Source organism: Myxococcus sp. AM011 (assembly GCF_013372595.1).
GTDB lineage: Bacteria > Myxococcota > Myxococcia > Myxococcales > Myxococcaceae > Myxococcus > Myxococcus eversor.
In genome coordinates this window covers 1-21673 of record NZ_JABXEM010000207.1, presented here as the reverse complement: position 1 = coordinate 21673, position 21673 = coordinate 1, and the positions used below count along the sequence as shown (strand labels likewise).

Annotated in this window: 15 protein-coding genes; 4 read left to right on the top strand and 11 right to left on the bottom strand. The window is 68.7% G+C overall.

Annotation, left to right across the window (positions count from 1 at the left end):
* Together HUW62_RS33740 and HUW62_RS33735 are read left to right on the top strand one after the other, a co-directional pair.
* On the top strand, nt 1–2490 hold a 2490-nt coding region (locus HUW62_RS33740; RefSeq protein WP_176436758.1), incomplete at its 5' end, for a hypothetical protein.
* Between the two features lie 436 nt (nt 2491–2926).
* On the top strand, nt 2927–4420 hold the full coding sequence (locus tag HUW62_RS33735) for a mannitol dehydrogenase family protein (RefSeq protein ID WP_217911702.1): 1494 nt from the start codon (nt 2927–2929) through the stop codon (nt 4418–4420).
* Between the two features lie 67 nt (nt 4421–4487).
* Here HUW62_RS33735 and HUW62_RS33730 read toward each other — a convergent pair whose 3' ends face one another.
* The 10 genes from HUW62_RS33730 to HUW62_RS33685 all read right to left on the bottom strand — a co-directional run bounded on the left by HUW62_RS33730 (nt 4488) and on the right by HUW62_RS33685 (nt 17698).
* The gene (locus tag HUW62_RS33730; RefSeq protein ID WP_217911701.1) at nt 4488–6473 is read right to left on the bottom strand and encodes an adenylate/guanylate cyclase domain-containing protein; all 1986 of its coding nucleotides are present in this window, start codon (nt 6471–6473) and stop codon (nt 4488–4490) included.
* A gap of 73 nt (nt 6474–6546) precedes the next feature.
* The gene (locus HUW62_RS33725; protein ID WP_368670534.1) at nt 6547–7233 is read right to left on the bottom strand and encodes a plastocyanin/azurin family copper-binding protein; all 687 of its coding nucleotides are present in this window, start codon (nt 7231–7233) and stop codon (nt 6547–6549) included.
* A complete protein-coding gene (locus HUW62_RS33720) occupies nt 7230–7997 on the bottom strand; it encodes a hypothetical protein (RefSeq protein ID WP_163869169.1) in 768 nt (255 codons plus the stop codon). Before HUW62_RS33720 ends, HUW62_RS33725 begins: the two co-directional genes overlap by 4 nt.
* A gap of 79 nt (nt 7998–8076) precedes the next feature.
* The gene (locus HUW62_RS33715; RefSeq protein ID WP_176436755.1) at nt 8077–10050 is read right to left on the bottom strand and encodes a discoidin domain-containing protein; all 1974 of its coding nucleotides are present in this window, start codon (nt 10048–10050) and stop codon (nt 8077–8079) included.
* Nucleotides 10051–10120: 70 nt separating this feature from the next.
* Nucleotides 10121–10939: a class I SAM-dependent methyltransferase gene (locus tag HUW62_RS33710; RefSeq protein ID WP_176436754.1), complete on the bottom strand. Its 819-nt coding sequence runs from the start codon at nt 10937–10939 to the stop codon at nt 10121–10123.
* Entirely contained in the window at nt 10936–12276 is a 1341-nt protein-coding gene (locus HUW62_RS33705) for a cytochrome P450 (protein WP_176436753.1), read from the bottom strand. The genes HUW62_RS33710 and HUW62_RS33705 overlap by 4 nt, the downstream gene beginning before the upstream one ends.
* Nucleotides 12273–13613 carry a radical SAM protein gene (locus HUW62_RS33700; protein WP_176436752.1) on the bottom strand — a complete coding sequence of 447 codons (1341 nt, stop codon included), beginning with the start codon at nt 13611–13613 and terminating at the stop codon, nt 12273–12275. Before HUW62_RS33700 ends, HUW62_RS33705 begins: the two co-directional genes overlap by 4 nt.
* Nucleotides 13610–15004 (bottom strand): SagB family peptide dehydrogenase, encoded by a 1395-nt coding sequence (locus HUW62_RS33695; RefSeq protein WP_163869164.1) that lies wholly within the window; start codon nt 15002–15004, stop codon nt 13610–13612. Before HUW62_RS33695 ends, HUW62_RS33700 begins: the two co-directional genes overlap by 4 nt.
* 12 nt (nt 15005–15016) lie before the next feature.
* Nucleotides 15017–17266 (bottom strand): TOMM precursor leader peptide-binding protein, encoded by a 2250-nt coding sequence (locus tag HUW62_RS33690; protein ID WP_176436751.1) that lies wholly within the window; start codon nt 17264–17266, stop codon nt 15017–15019.
* Nucleotides 17267–17368: 102 nt separating this feature from the next.
* Nucleotides 17369–17698 carry a hypothetical protein gene (locus HUW62_RS33685; protein ID WP_163869162.1) on the bottom strand — a complete coding sequence of 110 codons (330 nt, stop codon included), beginning with the start codon at nt 17696–17698 and terminating at the stop codon, nt 17369–17371.
* A gap of 390 nt (nt 17699–18088) precedes the next feature.
* Between HUW62_RS33685 and HUW62_RS33680 the strand changes: the two genes are divergently transcribed.
* Both HUW62_RS33680 and HUW62_RS33675 read left to right on the top strand, forming a co-directional pair.
* Nucleotides 18089–19156 carry a sigma-54 dependent transcriptional regulator gene (locus tag HUW62_RS33680; protein WP_303626875.1) on the top strand — a complete coding sequence of 356 codons (1068 nt, stop codon included), beginning with the start codon at nt 18089–18091 and terminating at the stop codon, nt 19154–19156.
* A complete protein-coding gene (locus tag HUW62_RS33675; RefSeq protein WP_163869160.1) occupies nt 19157–19756 on the top strand; it encodes an RNA polymerase sigma factor in 600 nt (199 codons plus the stop codon).
* Between the two features lie 65 nt (nt 19757–19821).
* Here HUW62_RS33675 and HUW62_RS33670 read toward each other — a convergent pair.
* The coding region (locus tag HUW62_RS33670; RefSeq protein WP_176436749.1) for a caspase family protein at nt 19822–21673 on the bottom strand (1852 nt) is incomplete at its 5' end.

Here is a 21673-nt window from a genome sequence, read left to right as displayed (position 1 = left end):
GGTGAGGCCCTGGAAGGGGAGAAGCCGGCGCCCCTCTCGGCGGCGAAGTCGGAGGCGCTGGCCAGCGGCGGCGGCCCGGCCGTCTCCTGGGTGGCCCCCACGCTCGTCGTCAACAGCAACTTCCCGACGGGGACGCTCCAGTTCAACTCCGAGACGGACTTCACCCGGTTCCTGCGCGCGTTCGATGCCGCGGAGGCTCCCTCCACCGGCTCCATCACCGGCACGCACGCCTACAGCGCCGCCAATACCAACAGCGCCAGCCAGAACTACGTCACCTTCACCGTCTACCTGCTGGCGGGCCAGGACTTCGACGTCGGCACGTGCGGTGTCGAGGGCTCGGTGGCCTCGGGCGACACCTACCTGCGCGTCTATGATGGCGCCAACAACCAGGTCGCCTACAGCGACGACGCCTGCGGCAGCGCGGGCAGCCGCGCGACCTTCACCGCTCCCTCCACGGGCACGTATCAGGTCCGGATGGGCTGTTACTCCAGCAACTCGTGCAGCGGGACGACGGCCTATGTCGTCAACGACGCCATCGGCGCCGGGGCGACCTCGAGCGGCTTCGTCTCCTACAACACCGCGAACACCAACAGCGCGACCCAGAACCACGCGACCCTGTCATTGCAGCTCGAGCAGGGGCAGGCCTTCAGCCTCGGGACGTGTGGCCTCGTGGGGTCTGCCTTCACGGGTGACACCTACCTGAGCGTCCTCAACGGCAGCAACGCGGTGGTCGCCAGCAGCGACGATGCCTGTGGTGGCCGGGGCAGCCGCATCGACTTCACCGCCGCCACCAGCGGGACGTACGAGGTCCGCCTCGGGTGCTACGCGGCGGTCGCCTGCACCGGCACCCTCGCCTACACCGTCACCGCGCCGCTGACGCAGGCGCAGATGCTGCCGGGGGGCTTCAACAGCGCGTTCGCGTCGCTCAAGGTCGCTTCGTTCAGCGACCCCGCGGGTGATGCCATCGTCGACGTCACCGAGGCCGAGTACCTGAACGACCTCAAGCTCTACCTCACCGACGACGATTCCATCCGCAAGCTCGTCGACCCCGAGCTGCAGGTCGTCGTGGGCAACACGCTGCGCCACATCACGAACCTGGGGGTCTTCACCGTCGAGCTGTCTCAGCTCGCGGCGTACCGGAGCTGGTACAACGCGAACAAGTACGCCATCAACGTCGACCCGAACTACACCTCGGTGCCGGGTGAGACGTCCCTGGGCGATGGCAGGTACCAGGTCATGCCGGGCGTCACGCGTGCGGTGGGCCGGGACTACGGCGTGCCCGACATGAAGCTGTTGGGCAATGACGAGGAGGGCGGCGGCGCTCAAACCCTCACCCAGAAGCTCGAGGCCCAGGGGGGGGAGTGGTCCGGGTCCGACATCCTGGCTGAGAAGAGCGAGGTCCAGGAGTCGAAGACGTCCTGCTCCGACGGCCTGACGGAGAAGGGCAACAAGGGCGGGGAGAACGGCCGCATCGCGTACTGGTGGGGCAAGGTCAACCTGCACACGACGGCGTCCGGGGCCTGGACCCACGACACCGACTGCACCTCGGGCGCGAACCTCGACCCGCTCGCCTACTGCCGCAAGTTCTGGCCGTTCACGGCCTCGGTGCAGGAGGTCCCCGTGACGCAGAAGCCGGGGGCCCCCTGGCTGTCCGCGGGTTGCACGGGCCCCACCGCCTACAACGGCCTGCGCGAGTTCCTCTGCAAGGACACCCTTGCGTGCAACACGACTCCGCCCGCCAACCTCCCCTATGCGTCCTTCCCCGTGGGCTCCAACTTCCGGCGCTCGGAGAACGTGGGTGTCACCAGCAACCGGCGCTTCGTCTTCAAGGCGCAGCACACCTGGCAGCCGCTCAGCATCATCTACGAGCGCATTGGCGTGAAGGCGAAGCTCCAGCGCAAGAAGCGCTTCCTGTTCGTCTCCTACTGGGGCCCCTCGAACGCCGACGAGATGGTGATTTCCATCGACAACATGTACCTCTGGACGGACTACATCTTCCCGGCTCCGCAGCAGTTCAACACCCTTGCGCAGCCGAAGTTCGACGGCCTGGCGGACTACAAGATTGGCAACTGGGTCGTGAAGACGATGAACCTCAAGGTCAACGCGAGCGCCCTGGGCTACCGGGTGACGACGGCCCAGATAGGGCAGTGGCTCAACAGCATCTTCAACTCGCTCATCGGCAGCACGTACCAGAACCTCTATGAGAGCATCGTCAAGAACATGATCGACTCCATCGATTCGACGTTCAGCCAGCGCTACAAGGAATACGCCAAGCGCGTGATGCAGCTCGCCGAACAGAATCGCCTCAAGTGGACCATCGGCGAGGCCCGCAAGCCGCAGTGTTATGGAGAGTCCAACCGCTGGACCTTCGACTGGAACATCGGGTTCGGTGACGCCACGTACGACTACCAGATGAAGACAGGCGCCTTCTCCGCGCGCGCCCGCGTCGGCAACGACTGGTACGGCATCCGTTTCGTGCGCCAGGATTAGGACCTGTTTCGTTAGGGAAGAAGGTCGGCCTCCTGCTGCGTCGAAGCGGCAGGAGGATGCGACCAGGGGGCGTGAAGAAGGACGACGGCTCGCGAGGCGTCGGTGGGGCGCACCTGGATGGCCGCGACGCAGGCAGGCCATCGCCACCTGGGTGGGGCTCGTGGGCTCGTTGGTGTTGGCGCGCGCCTTGGGCGAGCTTGCGCTGACCGATTCGGGCTGTCGGCGGAGCGAGTCCCCGCGTCAGGCCTTGCTTCAGGGCGACCGAGGTCGCGAGCCCTGCTCCGAGGGGCTGCCGTTGCCGCCCCGAGTGAACGTGGCCACGCATGTCCACCAGAGGTCACGGTCCATCCGTGGGCGGGGTGCTCCAAGCGGTTCACGGTGCGCGGCCCTGGACCGACGTGGAAGCGCGACGACGGTTCATCCTGGAGGTCGGCTCGTGATTCGTCTGAGCAACAGCACCCTGGTGTCCCTGCCTCCTGGCGTGGCGCGTCCCGCGTATGACCGCACCCGGGTGACGCCGGGCATCGCCCACATCGGCGTGGGCCAGTTCCATCGCGCGCATCAGGCGCTCTACCTGGACCGCTGCCTTGCCCTCGCGGGCCAGGAGCGCTGGGGCATCGTCGGCATCGGCGTCCTGGATGGCGCGAGGGAGCATCACACGGCGGATGCGCTCCACGCGCAGCAGGGCCTCTACAGCCTGACGGAGTTCCCCGCGCGGGGGCGTCCCACGGTGCGAGTGGTGGGCTCGCTCGTGGACTACCTCCATGCCCCCCGGGACGCGGAGCGGGTGCTGGAGCAACTGGCGGCTCCGGACCTCCGCATCGTCACGCTGACGCTCACCGAGGGCGGCTACAACATGGACGAGGCAGGCCACTTCCTGCTGGAGACGCCCGCCGTCGCCAGGGACCTGGACAGTCAGGTGCCAACGACGGCCTTCGGACTGGTCGCCGAGGCGCTGCGGCGTCGGCGCGAGCGGGGCCTCGGCCCCTTCACGGTGCTGAGCTGCGACAACCTCCGCCAGAATGGCGACGTGGCGCGGAGTGCCTTCCTGTCATTCGCTCGGGCGCGGGTGCCGTCGCTCGCGAACTGGATGGAGGAGCACGTCACCTTTCCCAACGGGATGGTGGACCGCATCACCCCAGGCGTGACGGAGCACGAGGCGGCCCGGCTCAACGAGGCCAGCGGACTGGATGATGCGCTGCCGGTGTACTCCGAGGCCTTCATCCAGTGGGTCGTCGAGGACAGGTTCTGCGCGGGGCGGCCACCGCTGGAGCGCGTGGGCGTCCAGTTCACCGACGACGTCGGGCCTTACGAGCAGGTCAAGCTGCGGCTGTTGAATGCCTCGCACAGCCTGCTCGCCTTTCCGGGCCTCCTGATGGGCTACCGCTTCGTCGCCCAGGCCATGGAGGACCCCGCGTTGGTGTCCCTGCTGCAAGCCTTCCTCCGAGAGGACGCGGAGCCATTGCTCCAGGCACCCCCGGGCCTGTCCGTGCGGGACTACGGCGACACGGTGCTGGAGCGCTTCAGCAACCCGGCCATCAGCGACCAGCTCCTGCGCATCGCCAGTGACAGCGCGTCCAAGCTGCCCAACTTCGTCGAGCCCACGGCGCGCGAGGTGTTGCGACAGGGTCGGGACTCACGGCGCCTCGCGTTCCTGCTCGCGGCGTTCTGTGAGTACCTGCGAGGAGTCGACGAGCGCGGCCATGTGTTCCTCCCCGTGGAGCCCCACCTGACGGAGGCCGAGGTGCGGCGCGCGCATGCCACGGACCTGAAGGCGCCGCTGGGCCTGGCGATGTTCCGGGAGTGGGGATTGGCGGAGCATCCCGGCTTCGTGAGGGATTGCGTCCACTTCCGCAGGGAGCTGCGCTTCAAGGGCGTCTCGGCGACGCTGGCGGAGCTGACGCGGTCGATGGAGGAGGCCTCCGCCTGAGCGTCGCGTGGAGCACCCCGCCTCGCTGATGGCGGAGTCCTCCCTCGCCTGTCACACGCTGCAGCGCCTACTTGCTGTCGAGCGTGAAGACGCCGTCCCAGTCCTTGGGCGGAGGCGTTACGAGCAGGGTGTCGCACCGCGCGGCGAAGCGTTGCGAGGGCGGGTCCTCGGGCGAGGCGAGGAACGCCGCGCGAGCTTCCGTGAAGCGCTGGGAGCGGTACAGCGCGAGTCCCTCGGCGAAGCGGGCGAGGTGTGGCGCGGGCACCGTGTCCGCGGTGCCCACGAGTTCGAATACGCGGACGGGCTGCTGCTTGCCCTTGACGCGCAGCAGGTCCAGCTCACGCGCCAGCACCACGCCGCGCGCGGCGAGCAGTGTGTCCTCGGCGACGAGCGTCCGGGTGCCGTAGACCTTGGCGGCGCCCTCCAGCCGTGAGGCGAGGTTCACCGTGTCGCCGATGACGGTGTAGTCCTGGGCCGCGCTGGAGCCCAGGTTGCCCGCCACCGCGTGGCCCGTGTTGATGCCGATGCGGCAGTCGAGTCGCGGCAGCCCGCGCGCCTCGAACACCGGTGACAGGCGGTCCACCACCGCGAGCAGGTCCAGCGCGGTGAGGCACGCGCGCGCCGCATGGTCCTCCAGCGGAAGCGGCGCGTTCCAGAAGCACATGATGGCGTCGCCGATGAACTTGTCGAGCGTGGCCCCATGCAGCGTCAGCACGCCTGTCGCCTGCTCGAAGTAGGTGTTGAGCAGCGCGACCAGCTCTTCCGGGCTGAGCTGCTCGCTCATCGAGGTGAAGCCCACCAGGTCACTGAAGAGGACCGTGAGCAGCTTCCGCTCTCCACCCGGCGCAGCCTTCTCCGGGTTCTTGAGCAGCTCGTCCACCACCTGCGGCGCGAGGTATCGCTTGAAGAGGCCCTTGATCTGGTCCCGCTGTCTCAAGCCGCTGACCATCTCGTTGAAGGACTGAGCCACCCGGCCCACCTCGTCGGTGCCTCGCACGGGCACCTCGACGGTGAGGTCTCCCAATCGCACGCGCCCCGCCGCCGCCTCCAGCTCCACCAGCGGCGCGGCCAGCCCGCGCGCGAGGAAGACCGCCGCCGCGAGCGCGAACAGCGCGATGCCCACGGCCGCGCGCACCAGCCAGAGCCAGATGGGCTCGAGGATGGGATTGATTTCCTCGTCGAAGTCCCTCAGGACGAACACCTGCCCCAGCGGGGACTTGTCCACGTCCACGCCGAACAGCGTCCCCTCGCGAACCAGGTAGAGCTTGTCGCCCAGGTAGACGTCGCGCACCTGCCCGGCCTCCAGGTCCGGACCGTCCAGTCGCCTCTCCAGCGGGAGCTGAGAGGCCATGGCTCCATCCTCAGCACGTACGGCGAAGCGGGGCTGGGTGTCTGCTTTCCGTGGACCCGATGCCATCGAGTCCTCCAGCACCAGCAGAACGTCCGTCACCCATTGGCCGGACAGCACCACGCCCACCGGCTCCTCGTCCTTGCGCGACGACCCATAGGCGGGCTGGGCATGGACGAACAGCAGGTCTCCCTCGCGAATTTGCTTCGGAGAGATGAACGTGAAGGGCAGGGCGCGCAACTGCGCGGGAGACCACAGCGCCGACGTGGGCCCTGTCTTCAGGGCGGTGTCCACCAGGGGCAGCTCCAGCGGCTTGTCCCCCAGCTGCTCCACGTCCGCGCGCGTGTAGACCAGCCGCCCGCTCGCGTTGAAGAAGGCCCACGGCAGCTCGCCCCCGAATGCGTCCGTGTCGGCGGAATTGATGATGGCGCGCGCATAGGCGATGCCGTCGGTCTCCGACGTCTCTTCCCCGAGCCCTGCCTGGGCGTCCTGGGAGTTGACCGACAGGGACATCTCCTTGAAGGAGCGGTCCATCGTTCGCGCCTCGGCCACGTCGCGAATGAGTATCTGCCTGGCGTGAGCGAGCCGCTGGAAGTCATCCAGCGTGCGCTGCAGGTCGTTGGCGATCTTCTGCTTCGCGGCGACCCTCACCGCGATCGTGGTGACCACGAGCGCCGCGACGAGCGACGCACCTGCGAGCGCCATGAAGGCGAGAACGAGCTTCCGGGTCAGCGTCACCGCGGAAGATGATAGCCGTGCATGGGTGTTTCCCGCGAGCCTAGGGGCTCTTGCCCGAGTAATCCGGCCGGGGGCCGTACTTCTTGCCGTGCTTGTCCAGGTGGGTGTCGTCCGCGCGCGTCTCGGTCAGCTCGAGCGTGGCGGTGGCGGTGCCTCCCGACTCCACGACGACCTCCACTCGGGCGATGTCGCTCTTCTCGTCCCTCCGGTGCATGGCGAAGAGGGGATGGCGTCCGGGCGGCACGCCGCGCAGCTCGAAGCGCCCGTCCTTGTCCGTCACCGCGAAGGCCCGGTTGGGCACCACCACCACCGTGGCCACCATCTGCTCGTGGATGTCGCAGTACACGTCGATGATGCCCGTCTTCTTGAACGTCTCCACGTACGTCTCGCCCGGCCGGTTCTTCCCCGCGTCGAACCGGCGCGCCACCGAGCGCGAGAAGACGTTGTGCAGCACCACGTCCCGGTTGGCGAACTCCACCTTCTGGCCCGCGACGATGGGCAGCACCGAGGGGAAGAAAGTCTTGTCCCGCTGGCTCATCTTCGCCACCTCGGTGGGAGCCTCCTCTGTGTAGCCGGTGAGATAGACGACCACGCCGGAGCGGTCCGCCTTGGGCGTCTGCTTGCCGTCCGGACCGGTGACGAAGATTCGCACCTCGCCCCGCACGCTCCCCGGCTCGGCGCTCGCGAGCGGCGCGGCCAACAGCAGCGCCAGGAGAAGGAGCTTCACAGTGCCACCGCCCATATGAGCCTCGGCATGAAACGCGGGGTTTCGTCGGCGATGCCCGTCAACCCGACGAAGGTGCCCGCAGTAATCCACATGCGCCCGAACGTCCACGCCACGCTCGGCCCGACGAAGACGTGCGGGTCCGCGTCCACGTCCTTCAGGCCGAACTCACCGAAGGACTCCAGGGACAGCCGCAGCTCGTCCTCGATGACGGGATAGGAGACGCCCACGGAGTACGTCCCCAGGATTTGGACCGGCGCGTCGCTCGCGCGCAGCCCGGGGATGCCCACCTGCGTGCCCAGGTCCAGCGCCACGCGCAGCCCGCTGTCCCATTGGTACGAGCCGACCAGGTCCGCGTCCACGCGCGAGGGACTCGAGTCGCGGATGGACTGGTGCCAGACGGCGCGGATGAGCGGCTGGAAGGGGCGGTCATCGCCTCGGGGGAAGAGGCGGTAGCGGAAGTCGGCCTCGAAGGAGTCCAGCTCCGTGATGTCCCGGGTGGCGAGCACCTGGAAGGGAATGGCGAGCTCCAGGTGCTGGCTCAAGCCGATGACGGGCCCCCACCATATCCAGTAGACGGAAGGGCGACTGGGGAACGCGGGAGCGCGACTGCGCGCCCACAGCCACTGCTCCAGCTCGACGTCGCCCTTGGGCACGATGTCGGTGTCGAACGTCCAGATGAAGGGGCGGCGGCCAGCCAGGGCGGGCTCGGCCCACGTCACTCCCAGGATGCACGCCACCAGTGCCAGCCAACGGACTGCTCGCATTCGCGCTCCCCACCCCGGGCGACGGGGTGCTCGTGCTGGTGCCTAGCACACCACGCCCGGAGGTGGGACCGACAGGCGATTACAGCCGGTCGCTGATACGCTGCTGCAACAGCCAGTCGTAGAGCTCCAGGGTGGCGTAGGCGGTGTCCCACGTCGCCCCGTTGTGGCCTCCGTTGGGATAGATGGTGACGCGCATCTTGCTCTCACCCGGGCCGCACTTCGTGTCGAGGTGCGTCTTGAGGTTCGTCGCGCGGCCCGGCGTGTCCTGACCGCCGTGGAAGGCCCAGATGGGCAGCGGCTTCAAGTTGCAGACGTTCGCGTCGTTCTGGGGCGTGGAGGTGAACGCGATGGGGACGATGGCCGCCACCCGGTTCGTGTTGTACATGCCCAGCTCCAGGCTCATGTTGCCGCCGCCGCTCAGGCCAGTGATGTAGATGCGGTCCGTGTCCACGCGGTAGTCCTTCTTGGCGTCCTCGAGCAGCGCGAGCACCGCGGGCGCGGCGAACCAGCCGGTGCCCTCGTTGGTGAACGGGAGGCGCTGGGTGGGCGAGATGACGATGGCCTTCATCGCGGCGCGGAAGCTGGCGGAGGAGAACTGCTTGGCCAGGCCCTCCGGATTGCTCAGCACCGCGGTGCGGTCGACGGTGAGGGTGGCGCCTCCCAGGCCGTGCATCGCGATGATGAGGGGCCAGCGGGTGGTGCGGTCGTTGTTGTACTGCTCGGGCAGGAAGAGGGCGTAGTCGTAGCGGACGTTGCGGACCACCGTCTGCTGCCCGGCGGCGCACGTGGTGGCACCGGTGGGCGCGGCGGCCGGCTTGCCCATGAGCCTCAGCTCGCGCAGCCGGCAATAGGGCTTGTCCTTGCACACCACCCGGACCTGCGTGGTGACGACGGGCGCGGTGAAGGTGACTGTCTTCAGCGTGGTGCTGAGCGGGTTGCCCTCCACCACGGTGCCGGGAATGGTCTTCCAGCAGCCGCCATCCCAGGCCTGCAGCTCGAAGGCGGGCATCGCGTAGGAGGCGGTCGCCGAGGTGGACAGGTGCAGCTCCGCGCTGCGCACCTCGAAGGCACCCTGGAGGTCCACGTCGAGGTAGTTGTGCGTCTGGAAGTGGTAGCCGGACTCCCAGCGGGTGGTGAGGTTGTCGTCCACCGCGTTCGACGCGGCGAAGCTCCCGTTGACGGTGCCCGCGGAGGCGGGCTTGTTGAGCGCCACGTTGGTGAGCACGTCCGGCGCCGCTGTCACCGTCACGCTCACCTCGTCGGAGGCCGTGGCCCCATCGTCATCCGTGGCGGTGAGCCGGAAGACGAAGACGCCGGCGGACAGCCCGGCCACGCTCAGGTTGGCGGTGGTGGTGCCGCTCAACGTCGCCGAGGGACCGCTCACCTGCGTCCAGTTCAGGGACGTCACCGTGCCGTCCGCGTCCGTGGCTCCGCCAGCCAGCGTCACGCTGGTGGCAGGCAGCGTCAGCGACCGGTCCGGCCCCGCGCTGGCCACGGGCGGGATGTTCACCTGCGTCGAGTGGGGCGTGCCGAAGACCCACAGCTCCTTCACCCGGCAGTTGTCCGCCAGCGGGTCCCTGCACGACAGGCGCACCTTCGTCGCCGTCACCGGCTGGGGGAAGGTGGTGGACACCGCGATGCTCGTGTTGCCCGTCTGGCTGGCCCCAGGCAGCGGCTTCCAGCCCGTCCCGTCGTCGTAGAACAGCTCGTAGCTCTGGATGGGCCGGGTGTCGCGGAAGCCGGTGTAGAGCTCCATCCGGACCAGGTCGAACGTCCCTTGCAGGTCGATGTCGAGCAGGCGTGTCTGGTTGTAGATGCCCGGGCACCAACGAGAGTCATCGCCGGTGATGTTCCCATCCACCGCGTACTCGGGAAGAAAGCTCCCCTGGGTGGAGCTGGCCGTGGCGGGCTTGTTCAGGGTGACGTTGATGAGCTCGTCGATTCCGGCGCGCTGCCACGCGGGCTGAAGGGCGCGCTCGTCGCCCTCCGGTGCACCGCAGCTCACGAGCACGCTCGCCACCAACAGACGGGTGAGGGATTGAAGCCGTCGCAAGATGTTCCTCCTCGGGATGGTGAAGGAGGCATCTTGCATCGGTTACAGCGTTGCATAACTGTAAAAGTGGTTAATCTTGTAAGTCGACAAAAGAGTGGAGGCCGTGGGCCACGAAGCCCAGCATGAGGATGGAGGCGGAGGGGGTGTCGTAGAAGCGGCGATATCCCGCGCGGACCTGCTCCAATTCCTCCGGCGAGATGAGCCCGGCTTCCATCGCGGGACGCAGCCGCTCCGGGTCCAGCTGCCGTCGGAACGCCTCCAGCCCCAGGGCGTCGCTGTGGTACGCGATGACGTCCAGGCGGACCTCGGTGAACCCGGCGGCGGTGAGCAGCCGCACCAGGTGGCGTCCGATGAAGCGATTGCCCCCGCGCTGGAGCTGAAGCCGCTCCGCCTTGCGGTGGATGGGCGCCAGCTCCGGCAGTGACGGCTCCGCCACGCCCCACAGTCCGGCGTCCAGCTCGCTGACCACCAGCCGTCCCCCAGGGCGCAGCAGCCTGAGCGCCTCGCGCGCGGCGAGCAGGGGCTCCTCCAGGTGTTGAAACACGAAGCGCGCCAGCGCCAGGTCGAAGCGCGCGTCGGGGAGCCCCGTGTCCAGGACGGAGCCTTGGTGTACTCGCGCGCGTGCTCCCAGTCGCGCCTCCGCGAGCAGACACATTCCCGGGTCCAGCTCGACGACATGCACCGCGCCGGAGGGCACCAGCTCCAGCAGCTTTTCCGTGACGAACCCGGGCCCGCCTCCCAGCTCCACCACCGTCATGCCCTCCGTCAGCCCCAGCGAGCGCAGGAGCCGCTTCTCCTCCGGCCAGCTCAGCTCCACCTGTGACTTCAACCTCGCCAGCTCCTCGTCGAGCCCTCCCGGATTCTCCTCCGGACGGTACGAGCCGCTCATTCCGCGCCCCAGTGGCGAGCCCGCATCGGAAGCCCACCCGAGGGACGCAGCGTCACCAGCGCCTCCGGCTCGACGTGGTGGCCTTCCACGTGCTGGAGCTGGAAGCGCTGGACGACCATGGCCAGGACGAGCCGGGCCTCCATCATCGCGAAGTTGCGGCCGATGCAGGCGCGCGGCCCTCCGCTGAAGGGGAGATACGCATACGGATGACGAGCCGAGGCGCGGCTGTCGCGGAAGCGCTCCGGGTCGAAGGTCTCCGGCTCGCTCCAGTAGTCCGGATGGCGATGGAGCAGGTAGGGACTGACGATGACCAGGGTGCCGGCGGGGAGGTGATAGCCGCCCACGCAGTCGTCCTCCCGGCAGATGCGCGACATCAACCACACCGGAGGATACAGGCGCATCGCCTCCTGGAGCACCCGACCGCCGAAGTCGAGCGACCGCACCTGCTCCGCCAGCACGGGCCTCGCGCCGAGCAGCGCCTGGGCCTCCTCGCGCACGCGAAGCCGCGCCTCCGGATGCAGGCCGAGCAGGTGAAGGCTCCAGGTGAGCGCCTTGGCCGTCGTCTCGTGGCCCGCCATCAGGAAGGTGAAGATCTGCTCGCGCAGGACCCGCTCACCCGCGGGCCCTTCGAGCTGTCGGGGATGAGCGTCCAGGAGCAATGCCAACAGGTCCGAGCCGCCTCCTGCCTCGCGGCGCCGCGAGAGGATGCGCTGGACCAGCGTGTCGATGAGCTGGCTCGCCTCGCGGAACTGTCGAAGGCCCACCGTGTCCCCGGCGTCGAAGCGGGACATGAAGTTGTTGAGCCGCTGCACCGCCCCGGCGAAGTCCGTGGTGGCGTCCTCCCAATCACAACCAAAGAGACAGCGGGTGACGATGCGAAGCGTGAGGTGTCCCAGTTCGCGCTCCACATCGAAGGGAATTCCCGTGCGTGCCGGGTCCTCCCAGCGGCGCAACATGTCCTCGGTGCACTCCGCCATCACCTGGACCCAGGGCTCGATGCGACTGTGCTCGAAGGCGGGGCGGGCCACCCGTCGCTGCTCGGCCCAGGCCTCGCCCTCGGTGGTCATCAAGCCCTGGCCCAGCATGGGCAGAAGCATCATCAAGTCGGGCGTGCCCTGCTTGACGTAGTTGCGCGCGTGGCTCTGCAAGACGTGCTGCGCATGGAGGGGATGATTCACCACCACGGTGGACCATCCGCCCGCCGTGTAGCGGAAGAGGCTCCCGTGCTTGCTGGCGCTGTCGAGGAGGAAGCGCAGCGGCTGTGCGCGCAGCACTCCCAGGTCCGGGGCATCCTCCACCAGCGGAGGCGGGGGCAGGGTGAGGTCCGAAAGGCTCATGGCATCACCCGGGGCCCAGGCTCTGAGTCCTGGAAGAGGGGATGGCGTGCCGCGCGGTACGACGCGGAGAACACGCCCTGGAGCTTGCGGTACTCCCGCATGAACTCCTCCCGAGGCATCCGCGTCCGCGTCACCGCGTGCTGCAGGTCGAAGTGCTCCCACTGGGGCCGGCCATTCGGCTGCCGCTCCAGGATGTTTTCGAAGGACTCGCACGCGGGCGTGCCCGGCAGCGGCGTGAGCAGGGTGAAGGACGGGTAGTCGACGCCGTGCTCCCGGATGAAGGCCGCGAGCTGGTCGAACTCCCGGGGCGTGTACTCCGGCTTGACGATGAAGCTGGCGAAGACGTGGATGCCCAGCTCCCGGGCCGCCTGGAGTCCCTGGACAATCTGCTCGCGCGCCTGCCGCTTGTTGTAGTCCTTCAGCTCGTGGTCGAGCACCGCCTCCAGCCCGAAGAACACCCGCCGCAGGCCGATGTCCCGCCACCGGCGCATCAAGTCCAAATCCCTCAGGAACGAATCAATGCGGCAGTACGCGAAGAACTCCTTCTCCATCCGCGCGGCTTCAACCTGCTCGGCCAGGGCCCACATGCGGCGTGGGTTGACGAAGGGCTCGTCATCCACGAGGAAGACGTACCGCTCGGGAATGGTCGCCAGCTCCGCGACGACGTGCTCGACGTCGCGCTTGTAGTAGCGGCCATCCATGATCTTCCACAGCGAGCAGAAGTTGCACCGGAAGGGGCAGCCCACCGTGGTGCGCAGGAGCGCGATGGGCTTCATCCAGTCGATGAAGTAGCTCCCCCGGTCCTCCGGCACCAGGCTCCTGTCCGGAAAGGGCAGCGCGTCGATGTCCAACTGCGGCGGCGCTCCTCCGAAGCGGAACGTGTCTCCCGCGTCACGTGCCCAGGCGCCTGGGATTCCCCCGAGGCCCTCGCCCGCCTCCAGCGCCTGGAGGATGCGCCGGAAGGGGCGGACGCCCTCGCCGCTCACGACGCAGTCCACCTGGGGCTCGAAGAAGTCCTCCGGCATCAGCGTGGCATGGTGTCCACCCACCACCGTGCGGACGTTGGGCAACAACCCCTTGCTCTGCCGGCACAGCTCCAGCATCCGGAGCACATGCATGGAGTAGCCCGTGACGCCCACCACGTCGGGCTCGAAGCTCCACAAGGTCAGCATCAGGTCATGCGGATGCAGGCGCAGGTCCAACAACCGCACCTCGTGGCCGTCCTGGCGCGCCCCGGCGGCCAGGTATTCGAGCGCGAGCGGCTCCGCGATGGCGCCCAGGTCTCCCCAGCCGATGAGCTCCCTGCGCGCATTGGGATAGAGCAAAAGGACCTTCATCCGACGTCCTCCTTCGCTCGAGTGCCGAGCGCGAACTCACCCACCGCGCCCTCGACCCGTGACGGGATTCCACTGGCGCGCGCGAACAGCTCGGAGTCGCCGCCACCCAGCGCGCACGGCGCCAGGTCCATGGCGGTCGCCACCAGATAGAGCGTCTGGAACAGCACGCCGACGTTCTTGAGGATGAGCGCGTAGCCCATGGCCTGGTACTTCCAGAAGACGCGCGGGAAGCGGGCCGTGATGACGAGGAGCACCTGCGGCCGACCCTCCCTCGCGAGCGTGTGCCACGCCCCCTCCAGCAACTGCTCCACCTGGGGCGTGCGTGGCGTCAGCTCGCACAGCTCGTGTTGCCCGGAGCGGTACTGGTACAGGCCGGACTTCAGCCCGGTGCAGCGGTCCACGACGAGGTACAGCTCCAGCTCATACAGCGCGCCGCCGCCAGGGTAGGGTCGCTCCCCCAGCTCGCCATGGTCCGAGGAGAGGACCCGCCGCGTGCGCGCCGCGCGGTACAGCAGCTCGCCGAGTTGCTCCAGGCTGATGGCGGGCTCGCCATACGTGCGCAGGGAGCGGCGGCGCTCCAGCACCTCGGTGAAGGTCGAGTCCTCCCGCGCGAGCCGCTCCAGGTCGGGCCGGGGAAGCGGCACCACCACCTCGCTCATCCGAGGCTTCAGCAGGGGCAGGGGCTCCATCCACTGCTCGAAGCGATAGGTGGCGCCGTAGGGACTCGGCAGCCGCCCCAGCCGGCTGTGTGCGTGGAACGACAGGTCCTCCGGCTCCCAGAGCGAGAGCCGGGCGTCCTCCTCCCCGGGGACGTGCACCGCCTTCGCGTCCAGGAGCATCCCCAGGAGGAGGTCCACGGCCTTCAGGGGCAGCGTGGCGGCGCGCTCCGTCAGCTCGGGCAAGGAGCGCGGACAGGACAGCGCCAGGAGGAGCGCCGCCGCGCGGGCGTCATGCAGCAGCACCCGCGCGTGGGAAACGGGCGCTTCCACCACGAGCTGGTGGTCCTCGCGACGCACGCACGCGAGCCGTGAGAGGACATACTTCGCCTCGGGCCGCCGAGGCTCCGAGTGGCCGGGGGGCGTGCTCGGCAGCAGCGTCGCCAGCGGCGCTTCGTCCATCAGCAGGGTGCGGCACAGGAAGTCGTTCCGCGCGAGGGATTGGAGCAGGTGCTCCACCAGGACGCGCGCGGCGGGCCCGTCATGCGGCTCCGCGGCGTCGAACATCGACTGCTCAGTGCAGCCTGTCTCCAGGCGCTGGAGACAGGCGAGGGCGCCGGGGGACAGCCCTCCGAACTCCAGGCCGAAGCGAGGACTTGCGACGACGCGCCGTCCATCCTCCAGCGCGTGGACCTTGATGCCGGGCGTGAGCCCGAAGGATTCATGGAGTCGCATCGCGTCCATCCCTCAGAAGAAGATGCCCGTGGGGTTGAGCTGCTCTTCCCGAAGCGGCTGTGGAGTCCAGCCCAGTCGCGCGGGCACGTCGTAGAGTCGGCCAGGCCCGAAGCGCTTCCAGAAGTGGCGCAGGCCGGGGACCATCACCTTGACCACGGGCAGCCCCACGTCGGACTGCGTCTGGTCCACCACCAGCGTCTCCATGCCGGCCTGCCGCGCGTGCGCGACACAGCGCTCCACGTCCACCTTCAGGTCTCCCGAGGACAAATCAGCGCACGCGCCGAGGGGCCGCGCGGCGACGCTCGGGTCCGGGCGCAGGTAGGGCTGGTTCTCCACCGTCGCCGTCAGCCACCAGTTCACGGCCTCCCGCTCCGGGAACCAGTAGAGCGTCCGGCCCTCCGCGTCCCGCTGCTGCACGGCGGGGAGGAACTGATTCACCTCCGTGAGCGCTCGCAGCAACGCGACGCGCGCGTCCAGGTGCGCGCCGAAGCCCACGATGATGTCCTCCACAGGCGCGTCGTGGCGCCGTGACACCGCCGCGAGCGTGGGGATGCCCAGGTCCGCGGTGACGTCCAGCACCCACAGCTCCCGCTGGAGTCGCCGGTAGTGCTCCCGCAGCGCGTGCACGTACGGCAGGTCCACGCTGTCCAGGTCCACGGCGGGCCGCTGAATCCTCGAGTACCACCAGAGCGCCACCGAGTCGCGCTCCACCAGCTCCAGGAAGCCCTGGAGGATGGCCTCCTCCAGCGTGTTGCCCGCCGCGCAGCCGTTGGAGTCGCTGGTGCAGAAGAACCCCTTGCCCAGGTCCGGATGCCCGAAGGAGCAGTACGCGCTCGGCACGTGGCGGAAGCACTCGTTCGTGAGGGACCACGCGCTCGTCCAGTGGATGCGCCGGTCCGGGTCGAAGGCCTCCGGGACATGGTGGAAGCCGGAGGGGTGCGCGGCATTCCACTCCGCGCGCCCGGCGTACTGCGCGGGGCTGAAGTTCATCAGCGCGTTGGGGTGGATGGCGTCGTCCCGCAGCTCGTGGAGGCTCGTCACCAGGCTCCACTCCTCGCCCCGATAGACGCCGGAGTAGCGCTCGATGGCTTCGCACAGCGCGCTCACCTTCGCCTGGGTGTCCGTCGTGCCCTTGCCTCCGCTGCGGCCCCGGAGGTTCAGCAGGACGAAGCGCAGGTCCTGCTGCATCAGCGCGAAGTTGTGGCCCGCCGCGTAGCTGTGGACCAACCCCGCGCCGCCGTCCGCTCCCAGGGCTTCAAGATTTCTCACCACGCCGGTGATGGGGCTGACGTGTTTTCGCAGGCGCGCCAGGGTCTCCTCGGGGGACTGGGTGCGGTGGCCTCCGTCGCCGTCGAACCGCTTCGGACACGACCGGGGGATGACGGGCTGGGGCGCTCGCGACGCGGGCTCCTCGCCGGAGCACACCGGACACTGGGGCCTGCGCACGAGCGGGTGACGCTCCAGCTCCAGCGTCGTCAGGTCCAGCGTGACGAGCTGCTCTCCGAGCGGATGCTCGGGGCCGAGCACCAGCGCCTTGGCCACCTCCAGCGCCGCGAGCTGGAAGGCCGCGCCCGTGCTCGCCGACAGGCTCGCGGTGGGCAGCACCAGGGGTTGTACACGGCCCTGCTCCCGCTCCAGGAAGGACTCGAGCTGCCGGTTGGAGCGAAGCCGCTGCGCCAGACAGGCCCAGCACGCCGTCACGGTGGGGCGGAAGACGGGACCCAGCCAGAGCGTGCCGCCCACGGGCCTCGCCAGCATCCAGGGCCGCCGCGCCGCGAGCGCCTGGCGGTTGAGCGCGTCGAGCGCCGGGTGCAGGTAGTCGTCGCAGAGCACCAGCTGGAAGCCCGCCTCGCCCTCGGTGAGGAGTCCCTGCGCGCGCAGCGCTTCCAACTGGCGCTCCTCCCACGCACCGCCCAGGCACACGACGGACACGGGCGTCTGGAGGCACTCGGCCACGGTGGCCATGTCCACGCCGAGCGCGTGCCAGAAGGGCGCCTCTTCCGGCGAGTCGGTGCCGCCCTCGAGGATGCAGCCCTGCTCCGCGGCGACCTCCAGCGCGTGGGAGACCTCCACCAGCGACAGCCGCGAGGAGAGCGCCGCGAAGACCTCCGGCAGCGAGTGTCTTCCATCCAGCAGGGGCACCAGCAGGGGAAAGGCACGGCCTCTCAAAAGCAGGTAGTCCTTCTCGTGCAGCAGCAGCACCGTCGACTCGTCGACGCGCTCCACGCGGCAATGGCTCTTCCAGACAGGTCTCGACAGCATTCGTGACTCCCGGGACATGAAGCGTGGGCACCGCTGGAGCGACAGGGGACCGGAAGCCCGGTGGCGCGCGCCGCCGCCGAGCCCCGGGATGCGCAAGGCACTTCAGGTGCAGGTGCAGCACGGACAGCAGCAGCAGCAGACGGAGACGTCCTTGGCCGCGGCGCCCGCCGTGCCGCCGGGAGTCACGGTGGGCTGCGGCGGAATGAACAGGGTGATGTCTCCGTCCTTGTTGCGGTCCCAGCTCTTGAGCTGCTCGTCATAGCCCGTGGCCGTCGCACCGCTGTACGCGTCGGTGAAGGCCACTGACTTGGGAATCGTGTCGAAGCCGTACACCTTCAACAAATCGGGGTCCTGCTGAATCTGGTCCTTCTTGCCTGGGTTCGCCCAGACATCCTGGATGAGCTTGGAGTACGCCGTGCGGAAGTCCGCCATGGTCTGCCCTCGCTGCGAGTGGTGAGCGGCCCTGGATGAAGACGCCAGTACGCGAAAGACACGCTCGACAGGGCCGCCGTTTCGTTGTGCATGGCGCGCGCCAGGGCGCATGGACTTTCGTGCGCGAGTCTTGACGCCAGGATGCGCTGGGGCGGGCTCGTGAAGGCCGCCCCGATGCTTGCGTGCTGCAAGCATTTGCTTGTCACGGGGACGCCGGCCCACGCGGTTTCATCCCAGACGCGCGTGTGAATGAAGTGGGTTGTTCAGTTTCTTGACTGGATGAGGTTTTGCAGGCCGGTGCGCCCCGCTTCCCCCACCCTTGTTTGAGTTTGGAGCGGACGAATGCCGACGAGTCGAACCGACGCGTTTCTTCCGGTCATTGGTGAATCCATGTCCGGACTGATTCAGGTCCTGCGAGTCTTCACGCAACAAGAGGACACCATCCTCATCAGCGGCCCCACCGGCTCGGGAAAGTCGAGGCTGGCGCGGTGGAGTCATGAGCACTCGGGGCGGATGCAGGGCGCCTTCGAGGTGTTGGATTTGATGACGGTGCCGGAGGAGCTCCAGATGGGAGCGCTCTTCGGCTGGAGGAAGGGCGCCTTCACGGGGGCGGTGCAGAACAGCCCGGGCTGCCTGGCGCTCGCCAAGGGCGGCACGTTGTTCATCGACGAAATCGACAAGCTCTCCCTGCGCGCGCAGGCGGGGCTGCTGCATGTGCTGGAGGAGCGGACGTACCGGGTGCTGGGAGAGGGCACGCTGCACCGCGCGGACGTGCGCTTCATCGTGGGGACGAACGTGGACCTCCACGAGGCGGTGATGGCGGGGCGCTTCCGGGAGGACCTCTACTACCGGGTCAACGTCCTCCCCATCCAGATTCCACCGCTGGACGCGCGTCGGGACGAAATCATTCCCTGGGCGCAGTACATGCTGGACCGGCGACACCAGGAGCGGGGGCGGGAAGGCCGGGCGCTCCTGTCCCCGGATGCGCAGGCGCAGCTGCTCGGCCGGAGCTGGCCGGGCAACCTGAGGCAGCTCGACAACATCATCCGCCGTGCCTACTCCCTGGCGGTGATGTCTCAGGAGGACGACGCGCTCCTGCTGCGGGACACGCATGTGATGCAGGCGCTGGGCTACGAGGAGTCGCCCACGTCGCGCTCGCTCATCGAGGCGCTGCGCGTGGCGTCCGCGTGCTTCGTGATGGAGGCCCAGCGCGCCGCCGTGCCGTGGGACCTGGACCTGGCGGATGCCTTTCGCGGCTTCGTGCTCGGCACCGCCGTGCGGCAGGTGGGACGGGAGGAGGCCTTCCTGCTGCTGGGCCGCAAGCGGCTGTTGAAGAATCGCAATCACTACAAGGCACTCGAGCGGGAGCTGAAGAAGGTGGATGCCCTCGTGGAGGCGGTGGGCCAGTCCCCCTCGCCCTTCACGGACCTGGTGGACCTGACGCTCGGGAAGGCCTGAGTGCATACCGAGGGAGAGGAGTCGAGCGCGTCCGAGTCCTTCGAGGCGCTCTGGCGACGGCACCAGGGCGCGCTGCTGCGGGTCTGTGAGCGGACGCTGGGGGATTCGGATGCGGCGCGGGATGCGTTGAGTCGCACGGCGGTGCGTGTGTGGCTTCAATGGTCCAGGGCCTCCCAGACGGACTGGCCCTGGGCGCTCTTGCGTCGGGTGGCCATCAATGTCTGCATTGACCTCCAGCGGGAGCGGCGGCGTCTGGCGTTGCGGTGGACTCCGCTCGACGAGGTGCTGGGGGAAGGCGTGGAGCTGGAGGCTGCAACGCCTGAAGCGGAAGAGGAGGAGCAGCGGCTGCAGACGTTGTTGCTGAAGCTGCTGGAGTCCCTGCCGCCGCAGATGCGGGCCTGCGCGCGCCTGGCCTTCGTTGACCATCAGGGCTACGCGGACATCGCGGTGGCGCTCCAGTTGACGCCGGCGAACGTGCGCAAAATCGTGGAGCGCTCCCGCAAGCGGCTCATCCAGCCGCTGGTCCGGGCGGGGGTGATTCGCGACGAGGCCAGCTTCCACCGCTGGCTGTCGGGGCGGCGCAAGCGGACGGGGGACTGAGGTTCGTCGGGCCGGCCCCCATTCGTGAAGATGGGAGCCGGCCCGGCTTCAGACGAAGCCCTGGCTCACTGGCGCGCGGCGGCGATGGCGCCGGTGACGGTGGTGACCAGGGGCCCGATGAGGGAGGGCGCGGTGGTGACCAGGTGCTGGAGCACGTCAGACCAGCCCTTGTCGGGCGCGGCCATGACGGCGGGCTGGTAGCCCTTGTTGGCGGCGGAGACGGCGCCGCCGATGGTGCTCACCAGCGGCCCCAGGAGCGCGGGCGCGGAGGAGGCCAGGGACGAGAACACGTCCGACCAGCCCTTGTCCGCGGCGGGCTGGTAGCCCTTGTTGGCGGCGGAGACGGCGCCGCTGATGGTGTTCACCAGGGGCCCGATGAGGGAGGGCGCGGTGGTGACCAGATGCTGGAGCACGTCCGACCAGCCCTTGTCGGCGGCGGCGATGGGAGCACCCGGCTGGTAGTCCTTGCTGGCGGCGGAGACGGCGCCGCTGATGGTGCTCACCAGCGGCCCCAGGAGCGCGGGCGCGGAGGAGGCCAGGGACGAGAAGACATCCGACCAGCCCTTGTCCGCGGCGGGCATGACGGCGGGCTGGTAGCCCTTGCTGGCGGCGGAGACGGCGCCGCTGATGGTGTTCACCAGGGGCCCGATGAGCGAGGGCGCGGTGGTGACCAGGTGCTGGAGCACGTCCGACCAGCCCTTGTCGGCGGCGGCCGTGGGAAGGCCGGTGGGCGTGCCTACGAGCTGCGACAGGCCCGCCAGGTTCGGCATCTGTGAGTACGACGTCATCGTTTGGACTCCTTCATTCGATTGATTTGCTGCGGGAGCCGTGGGCGAGCCCAGCCCGAACGGCAGGCTGACCGGGACCACGGTTTTCGGCGCTGCGCCGAAATCGGTGTTGAGGAAGACGGAGCGGGTGCTCACCCAACGGGTATCGGGCGTCACCAGCAGCTCGGGCGTCTGCTGGAAGCCCAGGCTGGAGATGCGCGCCGCGGACTGCTGGAGGCAGTCCGAATAGGAGACGTTCGGCGTCGCGCCGAGCACCTGGCCCAGGGCGAAGGTGAACACCGACAGGTTCTTGGTGAGTTGAGTGCCCGCGGCGGCGGTCTGCTCGGCGGTGCAGGCCGTCAGGAGCGTGCAGTTGGCCTGGGGCGGCTCGGCCGCCACCTGCGCGTCATAGGCCTTGGTGACGGGCACTCCGGTGATGAGCTGCACGGGCCTGCCGAAGCCCCGGAAGGGAATCTCCCCGGAGCGCTCATCGGAGCTGCGATGGAGCCACGAGCGCTGGTGCGCCTTCGCGTTGGGTTGGAACGCCTTCTCCCCCGTGGTGGCGCCGAAGTCGCGCGGGTCGATGTATGCCTTCACCTTGGCCAGCTCGATGCGGCGGGTGGCGCCGAGCTGCTGCAGCTTCCGGGCGAAGTCCGACGCGATGAACAGGTCCTTCTCCATGCCGCCGGAGTGGCACGCGTCCAGGACGGTGGTCATCACGCCCTCGGGGAGCTGCTGGGTCAGCTTGGAGAAGTCCTGGTCGAAGAAGAAGTCGTCGTAGAGCACCAGGCTCTCCCGCCAGACCTCGTCTATCTGCACCCGGTAGCCGTGCCCGGAGAAGAAGAAGACCAGCGCGTCGTCCTCCGTGGCGCCGTCCATCAGCCAGGCCAGCGACTCCTTCACGTTGCCGAGCGTGGCGTCCGCGTCCAGCCGGACCTGGATGTCCTTGGGCGAAAACCCATACTGGGTGCCCAGGAGGCTCACCATCAGGTTGGCGTCGTTGATACAGCTGGAGAGCTGATTGATTTGAGGCCGGTAGTTGTTGATGCCGGCGACGACGGCCTTGCGGTTGCGAATCCGGGTGCGTGGCTCGGAGGAGCCGCGCTTCGTCGACACCTCCTTGGGGGCGGGTGTCGGACTGGCGGGGGGC